15 protein-coding genes and 2 tRNA genes are annotated in these 23,464 nt (G+C 50.9%); 2 read left to right on the forward strand and 15 right to left on the reverse strand.

The window, feature by feature from the left end; genetic code table 11:
- Positions 1–2 precede the first annotated feature (2 nt).
- The 10 genes from HZA49_05790 to HZA49_05835 form a co-directional block, all read right to left on the reverse strand.
- Positions 3–77: transfer RNA gene (locus HZA49_05790), tRNA-Glu, on the reverse strand.
- Positions 78–164: 87 nt separating this feature from the next.
- Positions 165–237 (reverse strand) — tRNA-Lys (locus tag HZA49_05795).
- A 49-nt stretch (positions 238–286) separates the two neighbouring features.
- On the reverse strand, positions 287–556 hold the full coding sequence (locus HZA49_05800) for a GIY-YIG nuclease family protein (GenBank protein MBI5778951.1): 270 nt from the start codon (positions 554–556) through the stop codon (positions 287–289).
- Between the two features lie 225 nt (positions 557–781).
- Positions 782–1,984: a bifunctional 3,4-dihydroxy-2-butanone-4-phosphate synthase/GTP cyclohydrolase II gene (locus tag HZA49_05805; protein ID MBI5778952.1), complete on the reverse strand. Its 1,203-nt coding sequence runs from the start codon at positions 1,982–1,984 to the stop codon at positions 782–784.
- A 198-nt stretch (positions 1,985–2,182) separates the two neighbouring features.
- Positions 2,183–3,388 (reverse strand): hypothetical protein, encoded by a 1,206-nt coding sequence (locus HZA49_05810; GenBank protein ID MBI5778953.1) that lies wholly within the window; start codon positions 3,386–3,388, stop codon positions 2,183–2,185.
- Between the two features lie 94 nt (positions 3,389–3,482).
- Positions 3,483–4,106 carry a fibronectin type III domain-containing protein gene (locus HZA49_05815; protein MBI5778954.1) on the reverse strand — a complete coding sequence of 208 codons (624 nt, stop codon included), beginning with the start codon at positions 4,104–4,106 and terminating at the stop codon, positions 3,483–3,485.
- Positions 4,107–4,731: 625 nt separating this feature from the next.
- The gene (locus HZA49_05820) at positions 4,732–5,931 is read right to left on the reverse strand and encodes a pyridoxamine 5'-phosphate oxidase family protein (protein ID MBI5778955.1); all 1,200 of its coding nucleotides are present in this window, start codon (positions 5,929–5,931) and stop codon (positions 4,732–4,734) included.
- 34 nt (positions 5,932–5,965) lie between these two features.
- Positions 5,966–7,153: a pyridoxamine 5'-phosphate oxidase family protein gene (locus tag HZA49_05825; GenBank protein MBI5778956.1), complete on the reverse strand. Its 1,188-nt coding sequence runs from the start codon at positions 7,151–7,153 to the stop codon at positions 5,966–5,968.
- A 297-nt stretch (positions 7,154–7,450) separates the two neighbouring features.
- Entirely contained in the window at positions 7,451–8,533 is a 1,083-nt protein-coding gene (locus tag HZA49_05830; GenBank protein MBI5778957.1) for a ChaN family lipoprotein, read from the reverse strand.
- 155 nt (positions 8,534–8,688) lie between these two features.
- On the reverse strand, positions 8,689–11,712 hold the full coding sequence (locus tag HZA49_05835) for a beta-propeller fold lactonase family protein (protein ID MBI5778958.1): 3,024 nt from the start codon (positions 11,710–11,712) through the stop codon (positions 8,689–8,691).
- 423 nt (positions 11,713–12,135) lie between these two features.
- Between HZA49_05835 and HZA49_05840 the strand changes: the two genes are divergently transcribed.
- Both HZA49_05840 and HZA49_05845 read left to right on the forward strand, forming a co-directional pair.
- Positions 12,136–12,591, forward strand: a complete 456-nt coding sequence (locus tag HZA49_05840; GenBank protein MBI5778959.1) for a hypothetical protein — start codon at positions 12,136–12,138, stop codon at positions 12,589–12,591.
- A gap of 42 nt (positions 12,592–12,633) precedes the next feature.
- On the forward strand, positions 12,634–12,804 hold the full coding sequence (locus HZA49_05845) for a hypothetical protein (GenBank protein ID MBI5778960.1): 171 nt from the start codon (positions 12,634–12,636) through the stop codon (positions 12,802–12,804).
- Positions 12,805–13,005: 201 nt separating this feature from the next.
- On the opposite strand, the gene HZA49_05850 is transcribed toward HZA49_05845, so the two are convergent.
- From HZA49_05850 to HZA49_05870, 5 genes are all read right to left on the reverse strand, one after another.
- Positions 13,006–18,414 (reverse strand): hypothetical protein, encoded by a 5,409-nt coding sequence (locus HZA49_05850; protein ID MBI5778961.1) that lies wholly within the window; start codon positions 18,412–18,414, stop codon positions 13,006–13,008.
- 149 nt (positions 18,415–18,563) lie between these two features.
- Complete coding sequence (locus HZA49_05855) at positions 18,564–18,827, reverse strand: hypothetical protein (GenBank protein ID MBI5778962.1); 264 nt, start codon at positions 18,825–18,827, stop codon at positions 18,564–18,566.
- Between the two features lie 288 nt (positions 18,828–19,115).
- Positions 19,116–21,155: a sigma 54-interacting transcriptional regulator gene (locus tag HZA49_05860; protein ID MBI5778963.1), complete on the reverse strand. Its 2,040-nt coding sequence runs from the start codon at positions 21,153–21,155 to the stop codon at positions 19,116–19,118.
- Positions 21,156–21,501: 346 nt separating this feature from the next.
- On the reverse strand, positions 21,502–21,711 hold the full coding sequence (locus tag HZA49_05865) for a hypothetical protein (GenBank protein ID MBI5778964.1): 210 nt from the start codon (positions 21,709–21,711) through the stop codon (positions 21,502–21,504).
- 59 nt (positions 21,712–21,770) lie between these two features.
- Positions 21,771–23,360, reverse strand: coding sequence for a HEAT repeat domain-containing protein (locus tag HZA49_05870; GenBank protein ID MBI5778965.1), 1,590 nt, complete (start codon positions 23,358–23,360; stop codon positions 21,771–21,773).
- Between the last annotated feature and the right edge of the window lie 104 nt (positions 23,361–23,464).

Raw genomic sequence — 23,464 nt, forward strand, 5'->3', positions numbered from 1 at the left:
AATACCCCGAATGGGATTTGAACCCATGCTGCAGGCTTGAAAAGCCTGTGTCCTAGACCAGGCTAGACGATCGGGGCGATTTCCCAATGTGGAATGACGAATGTGGAGTGCGGAATTTAATTATTCATTCCGCATTCATCACTCTGCATTCCGCATTTATTTTATGAGGGCGGGGCGACTCGAACGCCCGACCAACTGATTAAAAACCAGTTGCTCTACCGACTGAGCTACGCCCCCGTTAGAACCTGTTAGTCCACCGACGCAATGTCGGGGGCGTTACAGGTTCTTACGTCCCGCCGCTCTGGCGGGACACGCGTCGGAGCAAATATTTAATATACTCCCTATTCTTCTTGGTTTTTATTTCCGCTTCTCGTTTTATCGCTTCTTCTCGCGTCAAGAATTCCTCGGAATATGCGATTACCCACGGCTTTTTACCGCGCGTAAATCTACTTCTACCGCTATTATGTCTTTGCAATCGCTCCTCTAAATCCTGCGCTTGCCCGACATAAAAACTACCGTCTTTTAAACTCCTTAATATATAAACGTAATAAACCATCTACCGACTCCCGACATAAAGCCGGGATAAGTGACTGTAACGCCCTGCGGGCTAACAGTCACTAATGATCTACGCCCCCGTTAGAGTCCGTTGAAGCGAAGCGACTTACGGACTCTTACGCTCCGACGCATGTCGGAGCAAATATTCTTATACTCCTTACTTCTGTACAAATGCGGCACACGGAATTCCATTATTCATTCCGCATTCCACACTCTACATTCCGCATTATATCAGATGCCCCATCTTCTCTTTCTTTGTCCTAAGATACCTTTTACTGTGTTTGGTGCAAGCAATTTCTATCGGCACCCGCTTGACGATTTCCAATCCGTAACCATCCAAGGCGCTGACCTTGCGCGGATTATTGGTCAGCAGTTTAATCTTTCTGATGCCTAAGTCAACTAAAATCTGCGCTCCGATTCCATAATCCCGCAAATCAGCCGGGAATCCCAGTTTGGTATTGGCCTCAACCGTATCCAATCCGCCATCCTGCAAAGCGTATGCCTTGAGCTTATTCTCCAGCCCAATGCCCCGGCCTTCCTGCCTCATATACAGCACCACGCCCTTGCCCTCCTTGGCTATCAGCTCCATAGCCCGATGCAATTGGTCTCCGCAATCGCAGCGCAAGGAGCCGAAGATATCCCCGGTCAGGCACTCCGAATGCACCCGGACCAGGACCGGCTCCTTATGCACCTTTCCGGTACCGATATCTCCCAGGCACAGGGCCATATGCAGGTATTCATCCACCTGGGACCGGTAGAGCCGCAACCTGAAATCGCCGTATCTGGTCGGCAGTTTTGCCGTGGTGATATTCTGAATCAGTTTCTCATTCATCCGGCGGTAATTGATAATCTCGGCGTTACTGGCCAGTTTCAGTTTATGCTCCTTGCAGAACTTGATTAACTCCGGCAGACGCGACATGGTGCCGTCTTCATTCATTATCTCGCAGATTACGCCGATGGGCTTGGCGCCGGCTAATTTAGCCAGGTCAACCGAGCCCTCGGTCTGCCCGGCCCGGACCAGCACTCCGCCGGCCTTGGCCCGCAATGGGAATATATGGCCCGGCCTGACAAAATCATCACCGGTAGCATTATCCTTGATAGCGTCCAGAATGGTCTTGGCCCGGTCATAAGCCGAGATACCGGTGGCAATACCCTTGCCGGCGTCAATGGAAACGGTAAATGCCGTTTCAAACTTTGAGGTATTATTGCGCACCATCAGGGGCAGGTTAAGCTTATCGGCTTTCTCATCGGTCAGGGTCAGGCAGATTAAACCCCGGCCGTATCTGGCCATGAAATTAATGGCATCCGGCGTGACCTTCTCGGCCAGCATCATCAAATCGCCCTCGTTCTCGCGGTCCTCGTCATCCACCAGGACAATCATCCGACCCCGGCGCAGGTCTTTGATAACCTCCGGAATCGTGGCAAAAATCTTGGTCATATAATACTCGCTCCTGTCTCAAAATAAGATTTTTGATAATACCATCTCCTTTTATCTGAGTCAAGAAAAAGATTAAAGACGGGAAGGAAATCAGAAGACCAGGAAAAGGAAATAGCACGCAGATAAACGCAGATTTTGTAGATTCCCCAGATAATCGGCGTAATCTGTGTAATCTGTGCAATCTGTGGCCTACATCACATAACCCAATATGTAAATCACTAACTCAGTGGAGTTGTTTCCTGACACATAGGCCTGCCACAGGAGCGTCCTATCGGCCGCCACCGGCATCAGGACTGAGCCGCCGTTAGATACCCCCGGAGCGTTAGCGGGCGGAGCCATGACTTGTAGGGCATATTCCGCGCCCAACTGACGAAAGATGTAGGCCATCATTCCGCCGTTGGCATAACTCTGGGTGATACAGGCGATGGAGACAATCACCCCTTTGGTGTTGAGCGGAATGATTGCCGATAAATCCACTGTCGCCGGTTGGGTTGTTGCGTTAATCCCGCCCAGGTCAAGGGCCAGCGCCGGTACCGGAAACATAGTCAGGACATCCCCGCCGCCTATGCCCGGGGCTAATTTTTCCGCTGTGACTGCCCCATTTGCTATCTTCTCGGTTATGACCTCGCCGTTAATAATCTTTTCGCGATTGATGCTGTTAGACGCGATTTGGGTATAGCCAATATCGTAGTCCTTGATTTTAGCACCGGTCACGGCCTGGTTGGCTATCTTTGCCGTGGTAACTGCGTTCGTAGCAAGTTTTGAAGCAGTCACTGCGCTATCCGCAATCTTTGGTCCGCTGACCGCGCTATCGGCAATCTCGGCGGTGGCAACCGGCGGGGTAATCGGCCGGGAAATAGCCGGCGGGGTAAATGCCAGTTTCTCCAACGTGATAGCCCGGTCGAGTATCTTGGCCGTGCTGACGGCGTTATTGGCAATCTTTGACCCGGTGACGCTGTTGTCCGCCAGTTTAGAGGAAGTCACCTGCTGTTCGCCGATTTTAGCGGCGTTGACTGCGCCGGCGGCGATTTTAGCCCCGGTGACACAACCGTCCCGCAGGTCGGGCGTGTTTACCTCCAGGTCCTTGATTTTCGCGGCGCTGACCGACGCATCGGCAATCTTTTCGGTAGTCACGGCGCCGTTTGCTAATTTACTGGTGACGATGGCCCCGTCCGCAACCTTGGGCGTGGTCACCGCGGCGTCCTTTAATTTGCCGGTGGTGACCTGCAATGCGCCGATTTTGAAGGTGGTCACTGCCCCACTCTTTATTTTCTCGGTTATTACACTGTCTACTGCCAACTGACTACTGCCTACTGCGCCGGCCGAAATCTTCGGCCCGGTCACGGCTCCGGGGGCGATAGTGATGGTGGTTACTTCATTGGGTAAGAGAGACATAAATCATCCTTCGGAGGAAAGAGAAAAGATGAGAGATTATAGATGAAAGTATTTCTCTCATCTCTTCTCTCTCATCTATCATCTTTTCCTGCGTTTACGGCGCGTATTTGGATTCGGCCCCGCTGAATGCGCCCTGTCCGGCCGCACCGATGCCGGCCACCCGGAACCAGTATTTAGTTCCGCTGGTCAGGCCCAGGATAGCGGCGTAGGATTCAGTGGCCTTGGCTTTATCCGCCCAGCTGTCCGGCACGTTCGGGTCAGTGGTCATCTGGATGACGTAACTTTTTGCGCCCCGGACCGGCTCCCAATTCAGGTCAATCTCGCCGTCATTATTACCGGCCATGGCGCTCAGGGCCGAAGACGGCAGCAGTTGCCCAACCGGCACGCCTGCATCCTTGACGGACATTCCGGCGGATTGGATTTTGGCATCATCGCCGCCGGCGGCGCTCTCGACATAGAGCGATAGTGAGGTCAAGGTCCGGTCAAAAACCTTTTCCTTATCGGCCATCAAATCAGTCGCGGCCTGGGCCTGCTGGCGCAGGGTCAGCGCATTATTATAAGCGGTCAGCAAGGCGGTCTTGGCGGCCATAGTATCGGCCAGGGACGGAATGGGCGTAACGAAATTCGGATTCCCGGTCATCGCATTAATAATCCGGATGGCCAGTTCGCCCTTAACCGTAATCGGCATCCGAAAAAGGCCTAATTTTACCTTTGCCATAGTCGTGTCTCACTTTCTCTAACCGTTAAAAGACTGTCACCCTGAACTTGGTTCAGGGTCTAATGGGATGCTGAAACGAGTTCAGCATGGCACTTTCTTATAACTCCATATATTATAGATGTTATATCACATTCAAGTGATTTTGACCCATGTCCACATGCCACAGTTGTATATCAACTTACCGCAGTTGTATATCAACTTACCGCAGGTGCATATCAACTTGCCGCAGTTGTATATCCACATACCGCAGTTGCATGTCCACATACCGCAGTTGCATGTCCACTTGCCGCAGTTGTATATCCACATACCGCAGTTGCATGTCCACTTGCCGCAGTTGCATGTCCACATACCGCAGTTGTATATCAACTTGCCGCAGTTGCATGTCCACATACCGCAGTTGTATATCAACTTGCCGCAGTTATTGATGACCTGCCTGGTTGTAATCACAACTGCTCAGGTCTTACATCACCTCCTTTTCTTAGTCGCTGTTAGCCCGAATGGGCGTTATCAGCCACTTATCCCGGCACCCGCCCTAACGACCGAATGCTTTCGAGGCGGTACATTCGGGTTCGCTGTCGCGGTTACTGCGTGGTCATCGGAGCCCTCTGGTATCACCAAACCAGAGTTACTTACGAGTTGTCACTGCCGGCATACGCGGATACCAATCCTGGGGAATAACAAATCGTTGCGACTCTATGTATTGAGGAACGATTTCTATAAGAATGGCGCCCGTGCGCGCCGCGGTGGTTTCCTGCGTCGCCAGCGGTGTATCATCCGGGAACTCGGACAACCGGTTCATTATCGTCCTCATAATCTGTCCGTATTCCGTTTCGGTTTGCTGTATCAACCGCGCTTTGCCCTGGACCAGAACCGTGGTCCAGTTGATATTGTTGCCGAACCACTCGGTGGTAAAATTTACATTCTGGTTATGATTTATATTGGCAATCTTCAAACTGTTCACGCCGCGAGTATGGATATATATCTTGCCGTTAAGATAAGTATGATTTACCACTACCGAATATGGTCCATCTTTACCCGATGTATTCAACCGCCCGGCCCAACAACGGTAAAGAACGGCTTCCGCGGCTTTTAGATTACCCGCAATCTGCAGCGCCGGATTCATGGTTATTGGCACAGCCATAAATTTATTAGCATACTCAGCTGTTTCTGATTCTACATCGTTAACATCACCGGCTAATAAGCCATCTTTATTAACAAACATCATCGGTATATGCCGCGCTTGTATCTCGGACATGCCGATGCGGCGCGAGGTAACCAGATCAGGCGTTAGCTCAAAATAATCGGCGGGTGAATCTTTAACCTGGTCGTTCCAGTGCCGGATGTTATATTTATCGGCGGTATTTCCGTCAATGGCCCGGGCATTACCAAAGATATGAACGGTGCTCCATGAAGTAGGTGTGGGGGCAACGGCATGCGCCCGGCTGCCCGGAATATCAATGTGCTTGTCCACCGTGAATATTACCCGGTCATCATTCTTTAGCGCCTGCTTTAGGTTCGGATTGTACGACTTCAGGTAAATCCGTCCGTTCTTATACATATAAGGGCAGAGCTGTGTCAACGGCGCCGCACCGTTATTGACCGTCAGGTAACCGGCGACGGTCGCGCCGATAAACTTTTTCACCTCGGCCTCTGCCACCCGGCCTTTAAACTCCACCTCTAATTCACTTACAGATTCGGCATTTCCCGGAACCGGAACAGCCAGAATTGGTTGAGCGTATTGTGCCGGCTGAGTAGCGGGTGACGCACAGCCGATTAGAAACCAGACCGCCAGAATGCTAATGTGCCGATAATGTCGTTTTGACATAGTATAATCCTTTCCTTATTTTATTTTTATAAAGTTATCTTGTTTTGACGCCGGGCATCTGGGGATACCATCTCCGGGGTATGATTTCCATCTGCCGGGCGGATATCTTTTCAGGCACGAATTCCAGCACGGCCATCCGCTGGGCCATCCGGTCAAGCATCTGGGGATTGCCCATACCCAGCGCCTTGGCCATCTCTTCCGGCTTCTCAAGGATATTTATATGCCCCTCTAAATTCAGTGCTATCCAATTAGAATTGTTCCAGAACCATTGGAAATCCAGGCTGACCCGGGGATTAGCCCGGAGTAAATCCATCTTCTGGCCCTTTTTATTGGAGTGCAGGATAACCCTGCCGTTGATGTAGGTCATCGTGCTCATCGGGATGGAGTAAGGATATTCGGCGTCAATGATATTCAACCTGCAGGCGCCCACGCCCTTGAGGATTGATTCAACCACCTTGGGGTCAACTCCGTCCAACGACACTTCCTTAGCCAATGTAGAGCCCGATACCTGAACCGGCAGGTCCCTTGATTCCGCGCCATCATCAGCCGGTCCGCGCGACGGGGTCATCCAGGGCAAGCGGGCGGCATAATTCGGGTTCGCCGGGTCGGTCATCTTCCGGCCCGTGATGGTTTCGGGCGTAATCTTGACAATGACTGTATTGGCTATATCTTTTTGGGCCGGATAATTAAAACCATCCTTACCCAGGGCTTTCTCGTATTCCTTAAGCCACTTGGCCACCTGAGCAGTGTCTTTGATTACTTCGGCTATGCCGAAGACATTAGCGCTCCACCAATACAACTGGGTATATTTGTCAATCGCAAAAAAGACCTTGGGATTGGCCTGGAGCGATTTGAAAATGACCGGTTGCGCTCCGGTAACCAGCGGGAAATAAAAACATTTGTCTCTATAGAGATAGTTGACCGGTGTTGAACGGGGATATTCGCTGCGCGCGACCCCTTCGGGTTCGCCTTCGCGGTCACTGCGGTGTTCGCTGGCGCGGTCTCTGCGGAGTTCGTCATTGACTATCAGGTATCCGGCCAGGACCGAACCCATGACCTCTTCCATCTCTGCCTGGGAGGTGGCGCCCCGGTCTATGAAGTCATAGTTTAGCGTCTCGGTTGGCTGGGTCGGTTCTGGTTGTTGTACGCTACTCCGGGTGGTTTGAGAACATCCGGCTGTAATTATCAGTAAAGTTGCCAAGATAGAACCGGTGAGCGCCATAAGGACGCTCCCCGCCGAAGCGGGGACAGGCATGGCGCGGAGTTTATCCCGCTTCGGCGGGGGCGCCATAATCTTTAGTGCCGTATTTATCACAACAATTTCCTTTCTATTCAATAAAACTATTTATTGTCTTCCACTATTCCTGATTTCTCTAAGGCGGCCTTGACGCAGGCAGGCCAGCTACACATTCGCCCGGCTCAGTGTAAACGAATCACCTCCTTTTCTTACCGGCCCATTGAGCCCCCGAAGTTACATCGGGGAATAAACTCCGAGAATTAGGGGCAGTTAGACCCCCGACTACCGAGTCGTGACCGGAGAGAAGTAAACAAAATCACCGATAAGCGGATTTTCGGAGAGTAGTTTCCTGAAATCAGATTCTTTTCCCCGGTTGTCATTAAGTGTATACGGCACCAGAGTTCTAAAAGGAACCGGAAATCTTTTGTATGAGCGCTCCGGCGTATTAAATTTATAAGCCGCATGTCCGGAACCCAAAATCACCATTACCTGGATATTTTTATCATTCTTTTCCTTAAGATAATTGGCGATGGTTTCGCCGAAGGTTTCATCCCAGACACACATACTTTTATACATCCGCTCCTCCATTGGACCCTGCATCATATTTTTCATCCCGGCCGAATTCTTATCATATAACGCCCGATGCGCCTGATTCGACATATCAATATCTTTGGCGACCAGTTTCTGCTCTTCAGGAGTAAGGCTGCCCCAACCGGACGTAACCATTTTCATCCTTATATCTCGTTCCACATTCATTCCCAGGATTTTAAGTTTATTGGCCCGGGCAAAGTGGATTATCGGACTGTACATCGGATACCATCCGGGACTGAATTTATCCGCCACCCCTTTATCAAAATCCGCATCGGATACTTTGCCGGCAGAATAGTCATCCAGAAATACTTGTTGCGAACGATAGAGGAATTCCATTGCCAGAGCGGTTTTGGGATTTCCGGCGCTGAGGCTTTTTAACACGTCTGCCTGGAGGCGGTGGTGCGCCATATTTGTGTGCTCTTCTGCCAGGTAAATCACCTGGATATCCTTCAAGCGCGACATCATTGCGTCGTAATCAATCACCTCAAGAGTCCTGGTATCCAGGTATTTGCCATACAAATCCGGCATCTTCATAGACGCCAAAGCCAAAGCGGTCTTGGTAATCATTTCGCTCCGGTCCAGTGGGTGCTCGCTATCGCGCCTGCCTGCCCCGCTGGGGCGGGACTCCGCTGTCGCTCCGCCGGCAGCGCCCAGAAATAATCGGGACTCCCCCAAAATAATCGGGACTTCGCTGCGGCTTCGCGCTTCGGCTACGCAGGAAGTCAAAACCCCATTTAGAAATACCAGGCCAATTAATAATATCAGTTTACCCATAAATAATCCTTTCTATTTTTATTCCGGGAACACCGCAGTGACCGCGCGCCCCTGCTGGGGCGTAGCGAACACCGTCCGCAGACGAGGTCTCGCCGAAAGCGGACAGTGACCGCGCAGTGAACACCTTATCAACTTATTTACTTATCTACTATTTTTTACTCAATTACCCCGGTAGTTGTTACAGAATAAGGATTTGTCCCGGCAGCCACTGTGCCCTGGTCAGTCAATGCGCCGGTCGTCTGGTTAATCGTATATCTCTGGACATTGTTGGAATCCCGATTTGCCACATAGCAGAACCGGCCGGACGAGTCAACGGTGACAGAGTAAGGACCTGTCCCGGCGGCCACTGGTGTGCCGGCGGTCAGGGCGCCATTGGTCTGATTTATGGTATAGACCGAGACATTGTTGGAACCCCAATTTGCCACATAGCAGAAACGGCCCAAGGGGTCAACGGTGACAGAGTAAGGATTTGTCCCGGCTCCCACGGCAGTGCCGGCCGTCAATGCCCCGGTGCTCCCGTTGATGGTATAGACCGAGACATTGTTGTTAATATAATTTGCCACATAGCAGAAACGGCCGGACGGGTCAACGGCTACAGAGATAGAACCTCCCGCGATGGACTCGTTTTCAACCCAAGTCAATGCGCCGGTGGTCTGGTTGATGGTACAGACCGAGACAAAGACGGAGGTAAAATTTGCCCCATAGAAGAAGCGGCCGGACGGGTCAACGGTGACAGAGTAAGGATCTGTCCCGACCGTCGCGGTCAGCGCTGTTGTGGTCAATGCCCCGGTGGTCCGGTCAATCTGATAGACCGAGACATTGTCGGAACCCCAATTTGCCACATAGCAGAACCTCCCCGAAGGGTCAACGGTGACAGAGTAAGGACCTGTCCCGGCGGCCACTGTGCCCTGAGAGGTCAATGCGCCGGTGGTCTGGTTAATGGTATAGACCGAGACATTGTCGGAGGCACTATTTGCCACATAGCAGAAACGGCCCAAGGGGTCAACGGTGACAGACCAAGGATTTGTCCCGGCTGTCGCAGTCAGCGCTGTTGTGGTCAATGCCCCGATGGTCCGGTCAATCTGATAGACCGAGACATTGTTGGAGTTGTAATTTGCCGCATAGGCAAAGCGCGGGACATAGGTGATGGGGTTGGATCCAGAGGCGATTGAGATAAAATAAACCCCATTCCGGACGCTGGTGGTCCATACGTTAGTCAATGCCCCGGTGGTCTGGTTAATGGTATAGACCGATATGGTGTTGGAGGTGTAATTTGTCACATAGCAGAAGCGGCCGGACGGGTCAACGGTTACAGAGATAGGACCTGTCCCAGCGGCCACGGTGCCCTGGGAGGTCAATGCGCCAGTGGTCTGATTTATAGTATAACGAGAGACATTGTTGGAACCGTAATTTGCCACATAGCAGAACCTCCCCGAAGGGTCAACGGTGACCTCTTGAGGACCTGTCCCAGCGGCCACGGCTGTGCCCGCAGTCAATGCACCATTCGTCTGGTTAATGGTATAGACAGAGACATTATTGGTGAGATAATTTGCCGCATAGCAAAACCTCCCCGAAGGGTCAACGGTTACAGTGAAAGGACCTGTCCCGGCGGCCACGGTGCCGGTGGCGCTCAATGCGCCAGTGGTCTGATTTATAGTATAACGAGAGACATTGTTGGAACCGTAATTTGCCACATAGCAGAAGCGGCCGGACGGATCAACGGTTACAAAGTTCGGCCCTGTCCCGGCAGTCACGGTCACGGGTGTGCCTGGGGTCAATGCGCCGGTGGTCTGGTTAATGGTATAGACCGAGACATTGTTGGAACTGTAATTTGCCACATAGCAGAAGCGACCGGACGGGTCAACGGTTACACCGCGAGAACCTGTCCCGGCAGTCACTGTCGGGGGTGTGCCGGCCGTCAGCACCCCGGTGGTCTGGTCAATCGTATAGACCGAGACATTGGCAGAACCGTTATTTGCCACATAGCAGAACCGGCCTGAGGGGTCAACGGTGACAGAGTAAGGATTTGTCCCGGCGGCGATATAGCCGTTATGACGGAGTTGGCCTGTGCCCGCATCTAAAGTGTACATAGAGACAGTATTATTAGTATAATTTGCCGTATAGGCAAAGCGCGTGGCATAGGTAGTGAAGGTCAGTGGATTGGTGTCTAATGTTGTGCCGGCGGTGTTGCTGGCCGCGACCCTGAAATTATAGACCGTATTGTTGCCGATTAGGCCAAAGACCGTGGCGCTGACTACGACATCAGCCGTGCCTGAGCCGATGGCCGTTGCCGTGGTAGAAATCGTATAGGTAGGCGAGATGCCATACTGGAACCAGGCCGTGGTGGCTATCCCATTGGGATTGACGATGGCGTTTAATATGGCTGAAGTGGCCGTAACCGTGGTTGCGGCCGTGGTGGTAACAACGGGCGGACCAGCGGCCGAGGCGATTCCGAATGTCCCTGAGGTGGCTGGGGTCAGTCCGTCAGAATCGGCTGTTAAGGTGTAGGTCGCGGCCACCTGGCCGGTTATTGTAACTGCGGTGAATGTAGCCAGCCCTGCTGAAGCGGCTACATTAGTGTAGGTCCCGCCTAACGCGGCACCGGCGCTGACCGTGAGCGATACCGGGTTGGATGCGGCGGTATTATTATTATAGGCATCCCTGATACGGACTGTAACGACCGGGTTAAATGCCGAGCCGTCCACGGTCGTGGTCGGCTGAGAGAAGAAGACGAGGTTATTGGCCGGGCCGTAGCCGGTAATAGCAAAGAGCGTAGAGCTTATAGGAGTAAGACCGGAGGCAGAGGCAACTAATTGATAATTATTGGCCGGGCCGCCCACGGTCAAATCAGAGAAGGTGGCGATGCCGCCGACCGCATTGCGCGGATTGGTGCCGCCAAAGGTTAATCCGGTGCCAGTGATGGTGATGCTGTTGGTGGCAGAGGTAACCGTGTTGCCGTAGGCGTCCTGGACTGTTACCTGAATGGAGGGCGTAAACCCGTTGCCGACCGTGGTGTTAGACGGCTGCACAGCAAACGTTAATTGAGCCGGTGGGCCCGGAGTAATATCAAATGGGTCAGAGTCGGTCTGGGAATAAGCGGAACCACAGATGAACACAGCTAAACACAGATAAATACAGATTAATCCAATGCCTAATGCCCAATGACTAAATTTCTTCATAATTTTCATCCTTATTTTTCACAGGGACTTATCCCGCGGCGATGGGCGGCAACCGTCATGGGCTCACCGCCCTCGCCCTTCCCTCACGGGATGCGCTGCGCTGTGATATACCGGACCCTGTCTTATTAAGGTACCACCGTGGCTCGTAATCTATAGTTTGTACCAACCAACCGTATAGATAAATCGGCAAAGATTGCTAGCCCATAAGTTGACCCGGGAGCAGCAATAGTAGTTTGCCGGACGGTTGTCGTATTTTGCTGGTTTGTCCCATAGAGAAGGGTACCAGCCGTCGGGGAAACAATCACATCAATCACGACATTCGGAACTAAGTTACTGTATACATCCAATGCTCTAACATAAACTGATGGTGCCATACTAACACCAGCGACTGTATTAGTCGGCTGATTGCCCGGGACAAATGCTATGGTGGACACTGCTGCCGAACTAATAGTAAAGACGTTTGAAGTTATGGTCGTGTACGCTACAGCTGACGCGCTTAAAGCACAGGCGGTCGTAGATGCTAAGGTCATACTTATTGATGTAAATGTGGCTATGCCATTAACATCACTGGTCCGGGTCAAGGTGCCATACATATACGTCCCAATAGTTGTGGTGATAGAAACATCCACACCCGGGACATCGTTATCAAACTGGTCTGCGACCCTGACAGTAACCGATGCCCAGGTATTACCGGCTGTTATGGTCTGCGGCTGGGCAACAAATGTTAAGTTACCCCCTGTTGCCGAACCGACCACGAGATTACCGGTGGTTGTAGTGTCAGCCAGACCAGCCGCAATTGCCCTGACAGTGATGGTCTCAGCCGTATTATACTTAAGGGCATTAAAGGTGGCTAACCCGGCCGTTACCGTTGCAGTATAACCAGAGGCAAACGAACCTGTACCGGCTACCCTGGTTACTGTTATGACAGTAGTGTTGTCAGTAATTCTGGTGTTACCATACTGGTCAGTAATCCTAACTGTCACGGTTGTCCAGTTGGTGCCGGCGGTTATGGGTTCGCTCGGCGCGGCTACCCAGGTTAATGAAACGGCGGTGCTTGGTGTAATATCAAATGGGTCAGAATCTGCTGTTTGAGCCGAGACGGTTGAAACCACAGACCCCATTAGCAATATTATCAAAAGGATACCAGGCACCATATGTACAATTTTATACATACTTGCTCCTTTTTAATTAATATGTAGCAGTGACACCACTGCATTGTTATGACACAGTATAAACAAAGAGGTGGAAACCAACCTCTTTTAATTCCCCTTTTAGGAAGGGGAAAAAACCCGCCTACGGCGCGGTTAAACTGGCTCGTAGGCGATAGCCAACACCTGCCGGTTGTATAGATAAATCCCCAAAAGTCGCCAGACCATTAGCATCAGTAGTCATTGGTGATGTTCCGTAGAGCGTTGGACTACCACCCACGACTATCATCCAAACAGAGACATTCGGCACCAGGTTATTGTATTGGTCACGGCATCTCACCGTAACTGCCGGAGTTATGGACGCACCGGCTGTGGTCGTAGTCGGTTGTTGGACAAACTCCAGGGTGTTTGCCACGGCCGGGGTAACATTAAACCCGGTTGATGTTGTAAATAAGGTATTATAGGTGGCACTCAGGGCATAGCCGGTGGCGGCTAAGGTCATACTTAACGGCCCGAATGTGGCGATGCCATTACTATCACTGTTCTGAGACAATGTCCCGTAGATAAACGCGCCGTTGGTCGTGGTGATAGCCACCGAGATACCTGATACCGGATTGGTGTAGGCGTCCCAGACCCGGACGGTCAGGGCGGCCCAGGTGTTGCCGGCCGTGATGGTCTGCGGTTGAGCAATAAATGTTAGGTTATTGGCCGCACCCGGACTAATCGCAAAGGCAGTGGATGTTGTGGATGTCAGGCCGGCTGAGGTGGCGGTTAAGGTGTAGCCGGTGGCCGAGATGCCGCCCACGGTCAGGCCGGTAAAGGCGGCGATTCCATTGACTGCGTTGGTCTGGGTAATCACGGCTAATGTGACTCCGGCATCAGATGTAATAGTAATCGTATTGGTCGCATTCGGAACGGTGTTACCGTAGTCGTCCTGAACCGCGACCTGAACTGTCGGTATAAATGGGCTGCCTGCCGCGGTGTTGGTTGGCTGGACTGTGAAGACCAACCTGGTGGCCGGGCCGGAAACAGGGATAGTGATTGTCCCGCTGGCGCCTGTCTTGCTATTGGCGTCTGTAGCGCGCAGGATAAATCCGTCAGGCGGGGTTCCGTCGTGGGTTGCTCTGTAATAAATTGTGGCTATGCCACTGGTCAGGGTGTAGGTAACTGTCTGGACTGTGTAACCGCTGTTTGTGTAGAATAGTACGGTTGGGGTCGCGGTTACCACGGTTGTGGTCATTGTGATAACTGTAGATGAGTCGGTCGTAACCGTGTTATTGTTGGCGTCACGGGCAGTAACCGTGGCGGTCTGGTTGGTACCGGTAACCGTGGAAAAAGAGGCCGGGATAACTGAATAATTGGCGATGGCGCCGGGAACTACGGTAACGGTCTTGCCGCCGGATTTGGCCGGTGCCGAGATTGAGGTGGCGGTTATCGTTACCGTGCCTGATAAGACGCCGGTGAGTTTATCAATATTGCGGGTGGCCGTGCCGGTGCCATTGAAATTAGACCAGTTAAAGGTGTCAGTCACGGTGTTACCGGCTACATCGCGTGATGTCGCAATGTATGATGCGGTCTCTACGGCTGAAGTAATGGGGTCAGAACCGGACACCGTAACTGTAACTATGGCACCCGGAATAACCGTAACCGTCTTGCCGCCTGCTTTGCTCGGAGCCGCCACAGAGGTGGCGGTGATTGTTACCGTGCCTGATAAGACGCCGGTGAGTTTGTCTATATTGCGGGTGGCAGTGCCGGTGCCGTTGGAATTAGACCAGTTAAAGGTATCAGTCACAAAGTTGCCTGCCGTATCGTATGATACGGCCGTATATGAAGACGATTCCACGGCTGAGGTAATCGGGTCTGGGCCGGAAACGATTACGGTGTTAACTGTGCCGGGGATGACCGTAACTGTTTTACCACCTGCTTTACTTGGAGCCGCCACCGAGGTGGCGGTAATCGTAACCGTACCTGATAAGACGCCGGTGAGTTTGTCTATATTGCGGGTGGCAGTGCCGGTGCCATTGTTATACGACCAGTTGTGGGCATCTGCACCAACCGTATTACCAGCCGCATCATAGGATACAGCGCTATATGAGGATGATTCCACACCCGAGGTAATCGGGTCAGGACCCGAGACGATGACGGTGTTAACCGCGCCCGGGATAACCGTAACCGTCTTGCCGCCGGATTTAGCCGGGGCAGAGACCGAGGTGGCGGTGATGGTGACTGTGCCGGCCAGGGCTCCGGTGAGTTGAGCGCCATTAATGGCGGCTGTGCCGGTGCCATTGGCTTTGGTCCAGTTATAGGTATCAGAGACAGTATTATTATTGATGTCCCTGGAAATCGCGGTGTATGAGGATGATTCCATACCCGAGGTAATCGGGTCAGGACCCGAGACGATGACGGTGTTAACCGCGCCCGGGATAACCGTAACCGTCTTGCCGCCGGATTTAGCCGGGGCAGAGACCGAGGTGGCGGTAATCGTAACCGTGCCGGATAAAACACCGGTGAGTTTGTCAACACTGCGGGTGGCTGTGCCGGTGTTGTTGGAATTAGACCAGTTGAATGTATCAGTTACCGTATTGTTATTTATATCCCTGGACACTGCGGTATATGAACTTGATTGTATGCCTGAAGTAATCGGGTCTGAACCGGACACCGTGACCGAGTTAACTGTGCCCGGCACGACCGTGACGGTCTGGCCGCCGGATTTAGTTGGAATAGCCACCGAAGTAGCGGTGATAGTTACCGTGCCGACCAAAACTCCGGTCAATTTATCCACACTACGGGTGGCAGTGCCAGTGCCGTTGGAATTAGACCAGGTATAGGTATCCGAGACAATATTATTATTAATGTCTCGGGAGACCGCAGTATATGAAGCGGATTCTATGCCCGAAGTAATTGGGGTTGAGCCGGACACCGTGACCGAGTTAACTGTGCCCGGCACGACTGTGACAATCTGGCCGCCGGATTTGGTCGGGGCAGAGGTAGATGTTGCAGTTATTATTACTGTTCCACTTATCACCCCTATCAACTTATCAACATTCAGATTTGCCGTGCCCGTGCCATTGGCCTTGCTCCATGTATAGGTATCCGGGACAATGTTATTATTAATATCTCTGGAGACCGCACTGTATGAAGTGGATTCTATCCCCGAGGTAATCGGGTTTGAGCCGGACACCGTGACGGTGTTAACCGCGCCTGGCACGACGGTGACGGTCTGGCCTCCTGTCTTGCTCGGAGCCGCCACCGAGGTAGCGGTGATGGTGACCGTACCGGATAAGACACCGGTGAGTTTGTCTATATTGCGGGTGGCTGTGCCGGTGTTGTTGGAATTAGACCAGTTAAAAGTATCGGTCACAAAGTTGCCTGCCGTATCGTATGATACGGCAGTGTATGATGATGACTCCACGCCTGAAGTAATCGGGTCTGGGCCGGAAACGGTGACCGTGTTAATAGCGCCGGGGATAACCGTAACTGTTTTACCACCAGATTTACTCGGAGCCGCCACCGAGGTGGCGGTGATGGTGACCGTACCGGATAGAACGCCGGTAAGTTTGTCAACACTGCGGGTGGCTGTGCCGGTACCATTGGAATTAGACCAGTTGAAGGTATCGGTTACCGTGTTGTTATTTATATCCCTGGACACTGCGGTATATGAACTTGATTGTATGCCGGAGGTAATCGGGTCTGAGCCGGCCACGGTCACGGTGTTAACCACGCCCGGAATAACCGTGACGGTCTGCCCGCCGGATTTGCTCGGAGCCGAAATCGAAGTGGCCGTGATGGTTACCGTGCCGACCAGAACTCCAGTCAATTTATCCACATTGCGTGTGGCAGTGCCCGTGCCGTTGGAATTAGACCAGGTGAAGGTATCTGAAACGGTATTATTGTTTATGTCTTTAGAAACCGCAGTGTATGATGATGACTCTATTCCTGATGTGATGCTGTTGGAGCCTGCCACGGTTACTATATTAACGGCGCCGGGGATGACTGTGACGGTCTTGCCGCCCGCTTTGGTCGGAGCCGAGACCGAGGTGGCCGTGATGGTTACCGCACCGGCCAGAACCCCGGTCAGTTTATCAACACTGCGGGTGGCTGTGCCGGTGTTGTTGGAATTAGACCAGTTGAATGTATCAGTTACCGTATTGTTATTTATATCCCTGGACACTGCGGTATATGAACTTGATTGTATGCCTGAAGTAATCGGGTCAGAGCCGGCTACCGTGACTGTAGCAATTGTACCGGGCAGAATCGTGACGGTCTGGCCTCCCGCCTTGGCGGGAGCGGTATTAGATGTGGCAGTAATGGTCACTGTGCCAGCCAGGATACCGGTAAGTTTATCCACACTGAGATTAGCCGAACCCGTGCCATTGGCCTTGGTACAGGTATAGGTATCAGCCACCGGGTTATTATAGGTATCATAAGAGGCCGCGGTATATGAGGACGATTCTACTCCCGATGTGATGGATGATGGGCCTGAGACGGTTACAGTGGCAATGGGTCCGGTATTGACCGTGAACGGAGCACAACTCTTGGTGCGTCCGGCCCGGTCTGTGGCGGTAATAGTCGTTGAGCCGGCTGAGGTTATCCTGACATATACAGTCGCAGTTCCGTTGGTCATTGTATAAGTGCCGGTGGGATTAACGACGGTTAAGGCGTTATTAGTATAGTAAGTAAGCCCGGCCCCTGAATTCATCGTCAACGTAAATGGAATATGAGAAGACACAATTGCATTGATGGAATTATAGGCCGTGATGGTCATCGTTATCCCATTACCAGCCGTGATAGTCGTGGCTGTGGGCGTGATGGTGTAAGAACTTATCGGGCCGGTTACGAATGAATAGATAGAAGACGAGCGCGTGCCGAAGGGATTATAGGCATCCACCTTCCAGTAATAGCGGGAGGTCTCGGTCAACCCGGCTGATGAGGGAATCTGGATGCCCAGTTCGCCGGGCCTGGTTGTATCCGTATAAATCGGCGAGGAGAAGTTGGAGTCGTTATCCAGATAGACGATGTATTTGCTTTCCTTGGGCGCATTGGTCCAATCTAATTCAGGAGTTAGGTCCAGGCCGGAATCATTATCACTCGGCGTGGCTAAATTAAATGCGCCGGGAATAATGCCGCCCACAGAGGTATAGAAACAAGACGGGGCATCTGATGAAACGGTGGTGCCAAAGGCATTGACGGCCGTGACCCGCCAGTAATACCAGACCCCGCCCCATAAGGTGCCGAAGGTTACGGAATGGCTGGTGGTGTTGGGTCCCAGGGTGGCAGAGTAAACCATATTAGCCGGTGTGAAATCGTCATCTTTGGCAACTTCCAGGATATAACTGTCGGTGTTACTTGATGCGGTCCAGGCTACCGGCACGGGCGCTGAAAAGACATCCACATTGATAACGCCGTCAACCGGTAAAATGGTCTGGAAAGCGCCGGGCTGTGCGCTACTGCCGGATTGTGGACTTGGCTTCTCACGCTTGAAACAGCCCTTAGTGGCTATGACCAACACAAGCACGACCAGAAAAACAAAAATAACAACCCGATATTTACTCATGACAGAACCTTCTCGTTTTAACACGAATCACACAAATACGACGAATCGCACGAATAATTCATGGGATTCGCCTTTATTCGCTGGACGCGGTCCCTTCGGGTTCGTCCTATTCGTGTTATCCTTACCCCCTTAGCCATCTCTAACGGGGTTCATATTCTTGTTTTCTCCCATTTCACCAAACGCCCGTTCCGGAAGAAATAATGCTCTCGGGTATAATCAGGCAATGAATAATAGACCCATTCGCTGTCGCGGTCACTGCGGTGTTCGCTGTCGCGGTCTCTGCGGAGTTCGTCATCTTTTAATTGTGTGGCTTTTACTGCCGGTTGTCCGCGGAGATTAAGGACATCCTTTTCACTCAGAGGCGGACAGGCGGTCACTATACCGGTATTATTTCTTATAGCAGTCGCTTTCATATAATACCACTCTCAAATTATTGTTTTGTTCACTGGGCGTCTTATTCTATATATGCAAATAGCGTGCCAGATTTATGGAAAAATGATTGGGATGGCTGTTTTATCCTAACTGATGATAAGTAAAAAGGTTAGATATGATAGAGAATGACAGGTAATGGTAGTTTCTGGGGCGTTTTGACCAAATGGTCAATAGCCGTTACTTTTAGGTAACAAATTCTTGCTCACCACAAAGGACACCCCGATGTTATATCGGGGTGGTCTTAGTGCTCTTTGTGGTTAAGGAAAATCCTATAAATCTGCGTCCTGTTGCTCTGGCGTTATCTTCAGGTGTTTCATCTTCCGGTAGAAAGGCGAGAGCGCATAACCCAGTTGTTTAGCCGCCTCTGTTACATTGCCATTGCATTTCTTTATGGTTTGGGTAATTATATCCTTCTCCCATTTCTTCCTTAATTGTATTAATGTCAACCCTTCAGACAATTCTCCTGTAGTTTGGCTGCATTCCCTGATAGATTCAGAAAGCATTGTTTCAGTAATCAGTTTGGCATCAGGATACAGGACAAGGATTCTCTGAATCTCGTTTTCCAGTTCGCGGATATTACCGGGCCAGGGGTAGGCGGTGAAAAGGCCGATTGCGGATTGCGAAATGCGAATTTCGGATTTAGAATATTTCCGGAGGAAGTGTTGAACGAGAAGCGGTATATCTTCTTTCCGCTCTCTCAAAGCCGGCAGGTTAAGCACAATTGTATTAATCCGGTAAAACAGGTCTTCCCGGAAGAGTTTTTTCTTAACCAACTGTTCTATATCCTGATTACCGGCAAAGATGAAACGGGTGTTGACTGCTACCTGTTTCTGCGCGCCAATCCGCCAGACCAGATTTTCCTCCAGCACCCTCAGAAGTTTCTGTTGCATCCCGATGGACATATTACCAATCTCGTCTATAAAAAGCGTTCCGTCAGAGGCAAGTTCAATATACCCCTTTCTGTCTTCAGTAGCGCCGGTAAAAGCGCCTCTGGTATGACCAAAGAGCGCGCTCTCCAGGAGCGATTCCGGTATCGCCCCGCAATTAAATGCCAGAAAGGTTTTGGCTGAACGCTGGCTATTGGCGTGAATCGCCTGGGCAATCAATTCCTTGCCTGTGCCGGTCTGGCCCTGGATTAGAATCGGCAAATCCGCTGGCGCTATCTTCTCTATCAATGCGAATACATCCTGCATTGATTCGGAACTACCAATAACCATCTCTTTATACGGCGAGGTTTCGTAGCGGTGATTCAATGCTTTAACCAAGACTGCAGGCAGGGATTTTGGAGATGACTGTAACCCCGATGAGTAATCGGGACAAGAACCAGTACGTCGCTTCGCTCCTACTGGCTCTAACTGGCGATAAAGTTTCTCAAACTCACGGGTCTTTTCATAGAGCCAGACCGTATCCAGTCTTGAGAGCGCCGGTTTAATCCGTTGTTCCATAGCAATCGCTTTATCAGACATATCCTTAAGAAAATAGCATTTGCTTAAAAGTAACCCGGATTCACAGATAAGGCCATTGAGTTTTAGACGTCTGGCATCTCTCAGGTTTCTCCGCAATGTCTTAATGGCATCATCTATCCTATTTTCCAGAAGGTCAAGAATAGCAAAATGGATTCTGGCTTCCAGTATTCCTATGGGGATATAGAGTTGTTCACTCAGTTTAATACATTCCTGAAATGACTCACGGGCTTGTTTGTATTCTTCTGATGCAATTAAATACTCACCCCTAAGATGCTTGTAATCTAAAAGAGTAAGTTTGTCGGAAATAATAAATTCATGAGAAAACAATCGATTTTCAATAACATCCCTCGCCTTCTCTAATTCGTTTTTATCGAGATAGCAATATCCCAACCCAAATAGAGTCGCCGTTTCTGTTCGACTATCCATCGGAAATATCTTATCGCCATAATTTTTATAGTATTGCTCCACCTTCTGGAACTGAGTCAGAGCGATGTCAATATTTTTCATCGCAAGAAGATTAAGTCCCATACCATATAAAGCATAAATAATCTGTGCTTCCGGAAGAGAATGTCTTGAGGATATCAGGTAAGCCCGGTAAAAAATATCCAGAGAACTGGAATATTCTTTCAGATTAAGATAAGCGACTCCCAATCTTGTTTCTAAAAGGTATTCATCATGAGGAGAATAAGAGAGGGAGTGGAGTTTTCTCAAGGCAATTTCGCCTATTCGTTTTGCCTTGTTATAATCCTGTTGTTTTAGGGCTGATTGGATGCGGTCAAGATAATCGGATAGATTCCCCCCGCTTTTAGCTGGGGTCACTACAGGTAATTTTTGGCGTTGCATTTGACTGTTGTATACACAAGAAATGACAGGTTGTCAAGACCCCACACCTACTTTGTAATCATATTTCTATTATTGTGAATAAGTTCTATAATACAAAGTAGGTGTGGGGTCAAGCCAAATTGATTTTTGAATTTCGGGGAACGCCGTCTTCAATTCCCTTTTATCCCGCACCCCGAATGCTTTCGGAGTGGGGATTTACAATCCGCTCAGGAAGAAATCGACCCGCTCTTCGTTCCGTATTTTCCACTGGACAATTGCTCACGCTCACGCTACGCTTAGTTCAAACTTGGCCCGCTGGAATTCCGGAAACCCGCCATGTAGCGGTCCCGGGATACTTTTTGCAGGGTTACTTATTAAAATACCTTACTGGTTTTTCCTCACATTTGATTAAGGATTCCTCACCAAAGGAATAGCACAGCAAGGTACGGGTGGCCGGATTAAGATAGACCCACTCTTCAATCATTTTCTCATCTATCTTTTTTACATTTTTCAGATCCGGTTCACCATGGAGAAGAATCACCTGAGACCTATCTAACGAAGCCACTGAATTTGTCATAAGAACTCTTCTTTCTAAATAGACAGTTATTGCCTGCCAACTACTTCTACAATTGGCGTTTACCAAACCGGTATGCCACCGATATGGTCCCGAATCTGCGATGAGACATCAATTAGGTTGCCGGTTATTTTGTTAAGTGGATTTAACCGGTTTTTATCCATCAGAAACCCGATGGCGCTCATAGTGGTATACATAATAAAGGTATTGTCCTTGTCTGCGGCTGATGAGACCAATAGCCCGGCTGATTCCCGGTCGCCAATCAGGCCCAATGAATGGATGGCATGGGAGCGCAGGAGCTGGTTCTGGGTCTGACCGGCCTGTTTTACCAGGGCCGGCATGACAATGTCTTTTTTCCGGCCGAGCATGGTCAGGGCAATGGCCAGATTTGAATGATACGGGTAGGTGTATGATTTTTCCGGCAGTTTGTCCCATAACTTCTGCAGGGGCTCGACGCCTCTGGGGTCTTTAATCATGCCCAGCGCCAGGATAAGATACGGGGTCAGGAGCGTATCGCTTTGTTGTTTCTCATTACTAAGCATATTAACGATAAGGGGGACCGCTTCGGTGTCTTTCAACAGTCCCAAGCCAATGGCCGCCGATGCCTTGAACAGAGGCGAGCGTGCCTTTTTGTTCTCGAGTATCTTTCTCAGATCCGCCTTGGCTTTTTCGTTGCCGGTCAGTCCTAAAGCCAGGGCCATCAGGCCGTCAGCCTCGACAAATTTCTCTTTATGGAATAACTCTGATATGATTTCATAGGATTTAGGATTCTTTGTCTGGGACAGTGCCAGGGCGGCATATCCGCGGACCGGCGAATACCTGTCACGCAGGAACGGCGCAATAGAATCTCCGGCTTCGGGCAACCCGGTCATTCCCAGTGCCATCACCACAGCCGTACGAACATCCGCTTCTTTTTCGCTGGCGGGTGTGGATTTTCTGAGTTCATCCAGCGCTTCTTTGGTGGCGATTCGCCCCAAACCCAAGGCGGCATATGACCGAACCGCCGGGGGTTCCTTTTTCCCGCCTTCTGATTGGTTGAGCATCTTTCCCAAAAGCGGAACGGCCGAGACGTCCTTAAGATTGCCCAGAGAAAGCGCGGCGCAACACCTGACCTCGTGGTTATCACTCCGGTCTGAGAGCACATCCATAAGTGTTTTAGTTAATTCGGAGTTGTTTCCGGGCAGATAACCGAGGGCCAGAGCCGCATAAGAACGCCTTAAAGGTCCTTCCTTTTTATTATCCATCAGGACCCGCCGGGCGGTTTCACCGGCCGAGTCATCTCCGATAAAGCCCAGGGCCAGTAATACGTTATTACGGACAAAAAAGCGGTTTTCCGATTCCTCTGATTTCTTGAGTTGCTCGGCCGCCTTTTGGCTGGAGACGGCCGGGGTCAGGGCATCCGGAACTTTACTGAGCGAGATGGCGGCCCGGAAGGCGACAAAGGAATTCTTGTTGGAAAGGCCATCTACCAGGACATTGATGAGTTCATCATAAACGGGATATACCGTGACTGATTTTGAACCCTTGCCGTCATCCATGACGCTGGACCATTCAACCGGTTCCCTGAAAGAAAGATATCTGTCGCGGTTATTGCTCCACCATACTTCCCATGGTTCTACCACGCCGGATAATGACAGTGTTCCCTGGTGCATACTCTGTAAAAGCGGCTGAAGACCCAGACCTGGAGCCGGCCGAGTGGCACCGGGTGCGGTTGCGCCGGCTTTGGGGCCGTTGGCGCCGGAACCTGATGGCGGTT

The organism is Planctomycetota bacterium (assembly GCA_016235865.1).
Taxonomy (GTDB): Bacteria; Planctomycetota; MHYJ01; order JACQXL01; family JACQXL01; genus JACRIK01.

Excerpts from the sequence above, each read along its gene's own strand:
- HZA49_05850 (MBI5778961.1), bottom strand. The coding sequence starts at position 18,414 with ATGAGTAAATATCGGGTTGTTATTTTTGTTTTTCTGGTCGTGCTTGTG.
- HZA49_05820 (MBI5778955.1), bottom strand. The coding sequence starts at position 5,931 with ATGTCAAAACGACATTATCGGCACATTAGCATTCTGGCGGTCTGGTTT.
- HZA49_05855 (MBI5778962.1), bottom strand. The coding sequence starts at position 18,827 with ATGAAAGCGACTGCTATAAGAAATAATACCGGTATAGTGACCGCCTGT.
- HZA49_05865 (MBI5778964.1), bottom strand. The coding sequence starts at position 21,711 with ATGACAAATTCAGTGGCTTCGTTAGATAGGTCTCAGGTGATTCTTCTC.
- HZA49_05810 (MBI5778953.1), bottom strand. The coding sequence starts at position 3,388 with ATGTCTCTCTTACCCAATGAAGTAACCACCATCACTATCGCCCCCGGA.
- HZA49_05840 (MBI5778959.1), top strand. The coding sequence starts at position 12,136 with ATGGTGGACACTGCTGCCGAACTAATAGTAAAGACGTTTGAAGTTATG.
- HZA49_05815 (MBI5778954.1), bottom strand. The coding sequence starts at position 4,106 with ATGGCAAAGGTAAAATTAGGCCTTTTTCGGATGCCGATTACGGTTAAG.
- HZA49_05830 (MBI5778957.1), bottom strand. The coding sequence starts at position 8,533 with ATGGGTAAACTGATATTATTAATTGGCCTGGTATTTCTAAATGGGGTT.
- HZA49_05870 (MBI5778965.1), bottom strand. The coding sequence starts at position 23,360 with ATGCACCAGGGAACACTGTCATTATCCGGCGTGGTAGAACCATGGGAA.
- HZA49_05825 (MBI5778956.1), bottom strand. The coding sequence starts at position 7,153 with ATGGCGCTCACCGGTTCTATCTTGGCAACTTTACTGATAATTACAGCC.
- HZA49_05845 (MBI5778960.1), top strand. The coding sequence starts at position 12,634 with ATGACAGTAGTGTTGTCAGTAATTCTGGTGTTACCATACTGGTCAGTA.
- HZA49_05835 (MBI5778958.1), bottom strand. The coding sequence starts at position 11,712 with ATGAAGAAATTTAGTCATTGGGCATTAGGCATTGGATTAATCTGTATT.
- HZA49_05860 (MBI5778963.1), bottom strand. The coding sequence starts at position 21,155 with ATGCAACGCCAAAAATTACCTGTAGTGACCCCAGCTAAAAGCGGGGGG.
- HZA49_05800 (MBI5778951.1), bottom strand. The coding sequence starts at position 556 with ATGGTTTATTACGTTTATATATTAAGGAGTTTAAAAGACGGTAGTTTT.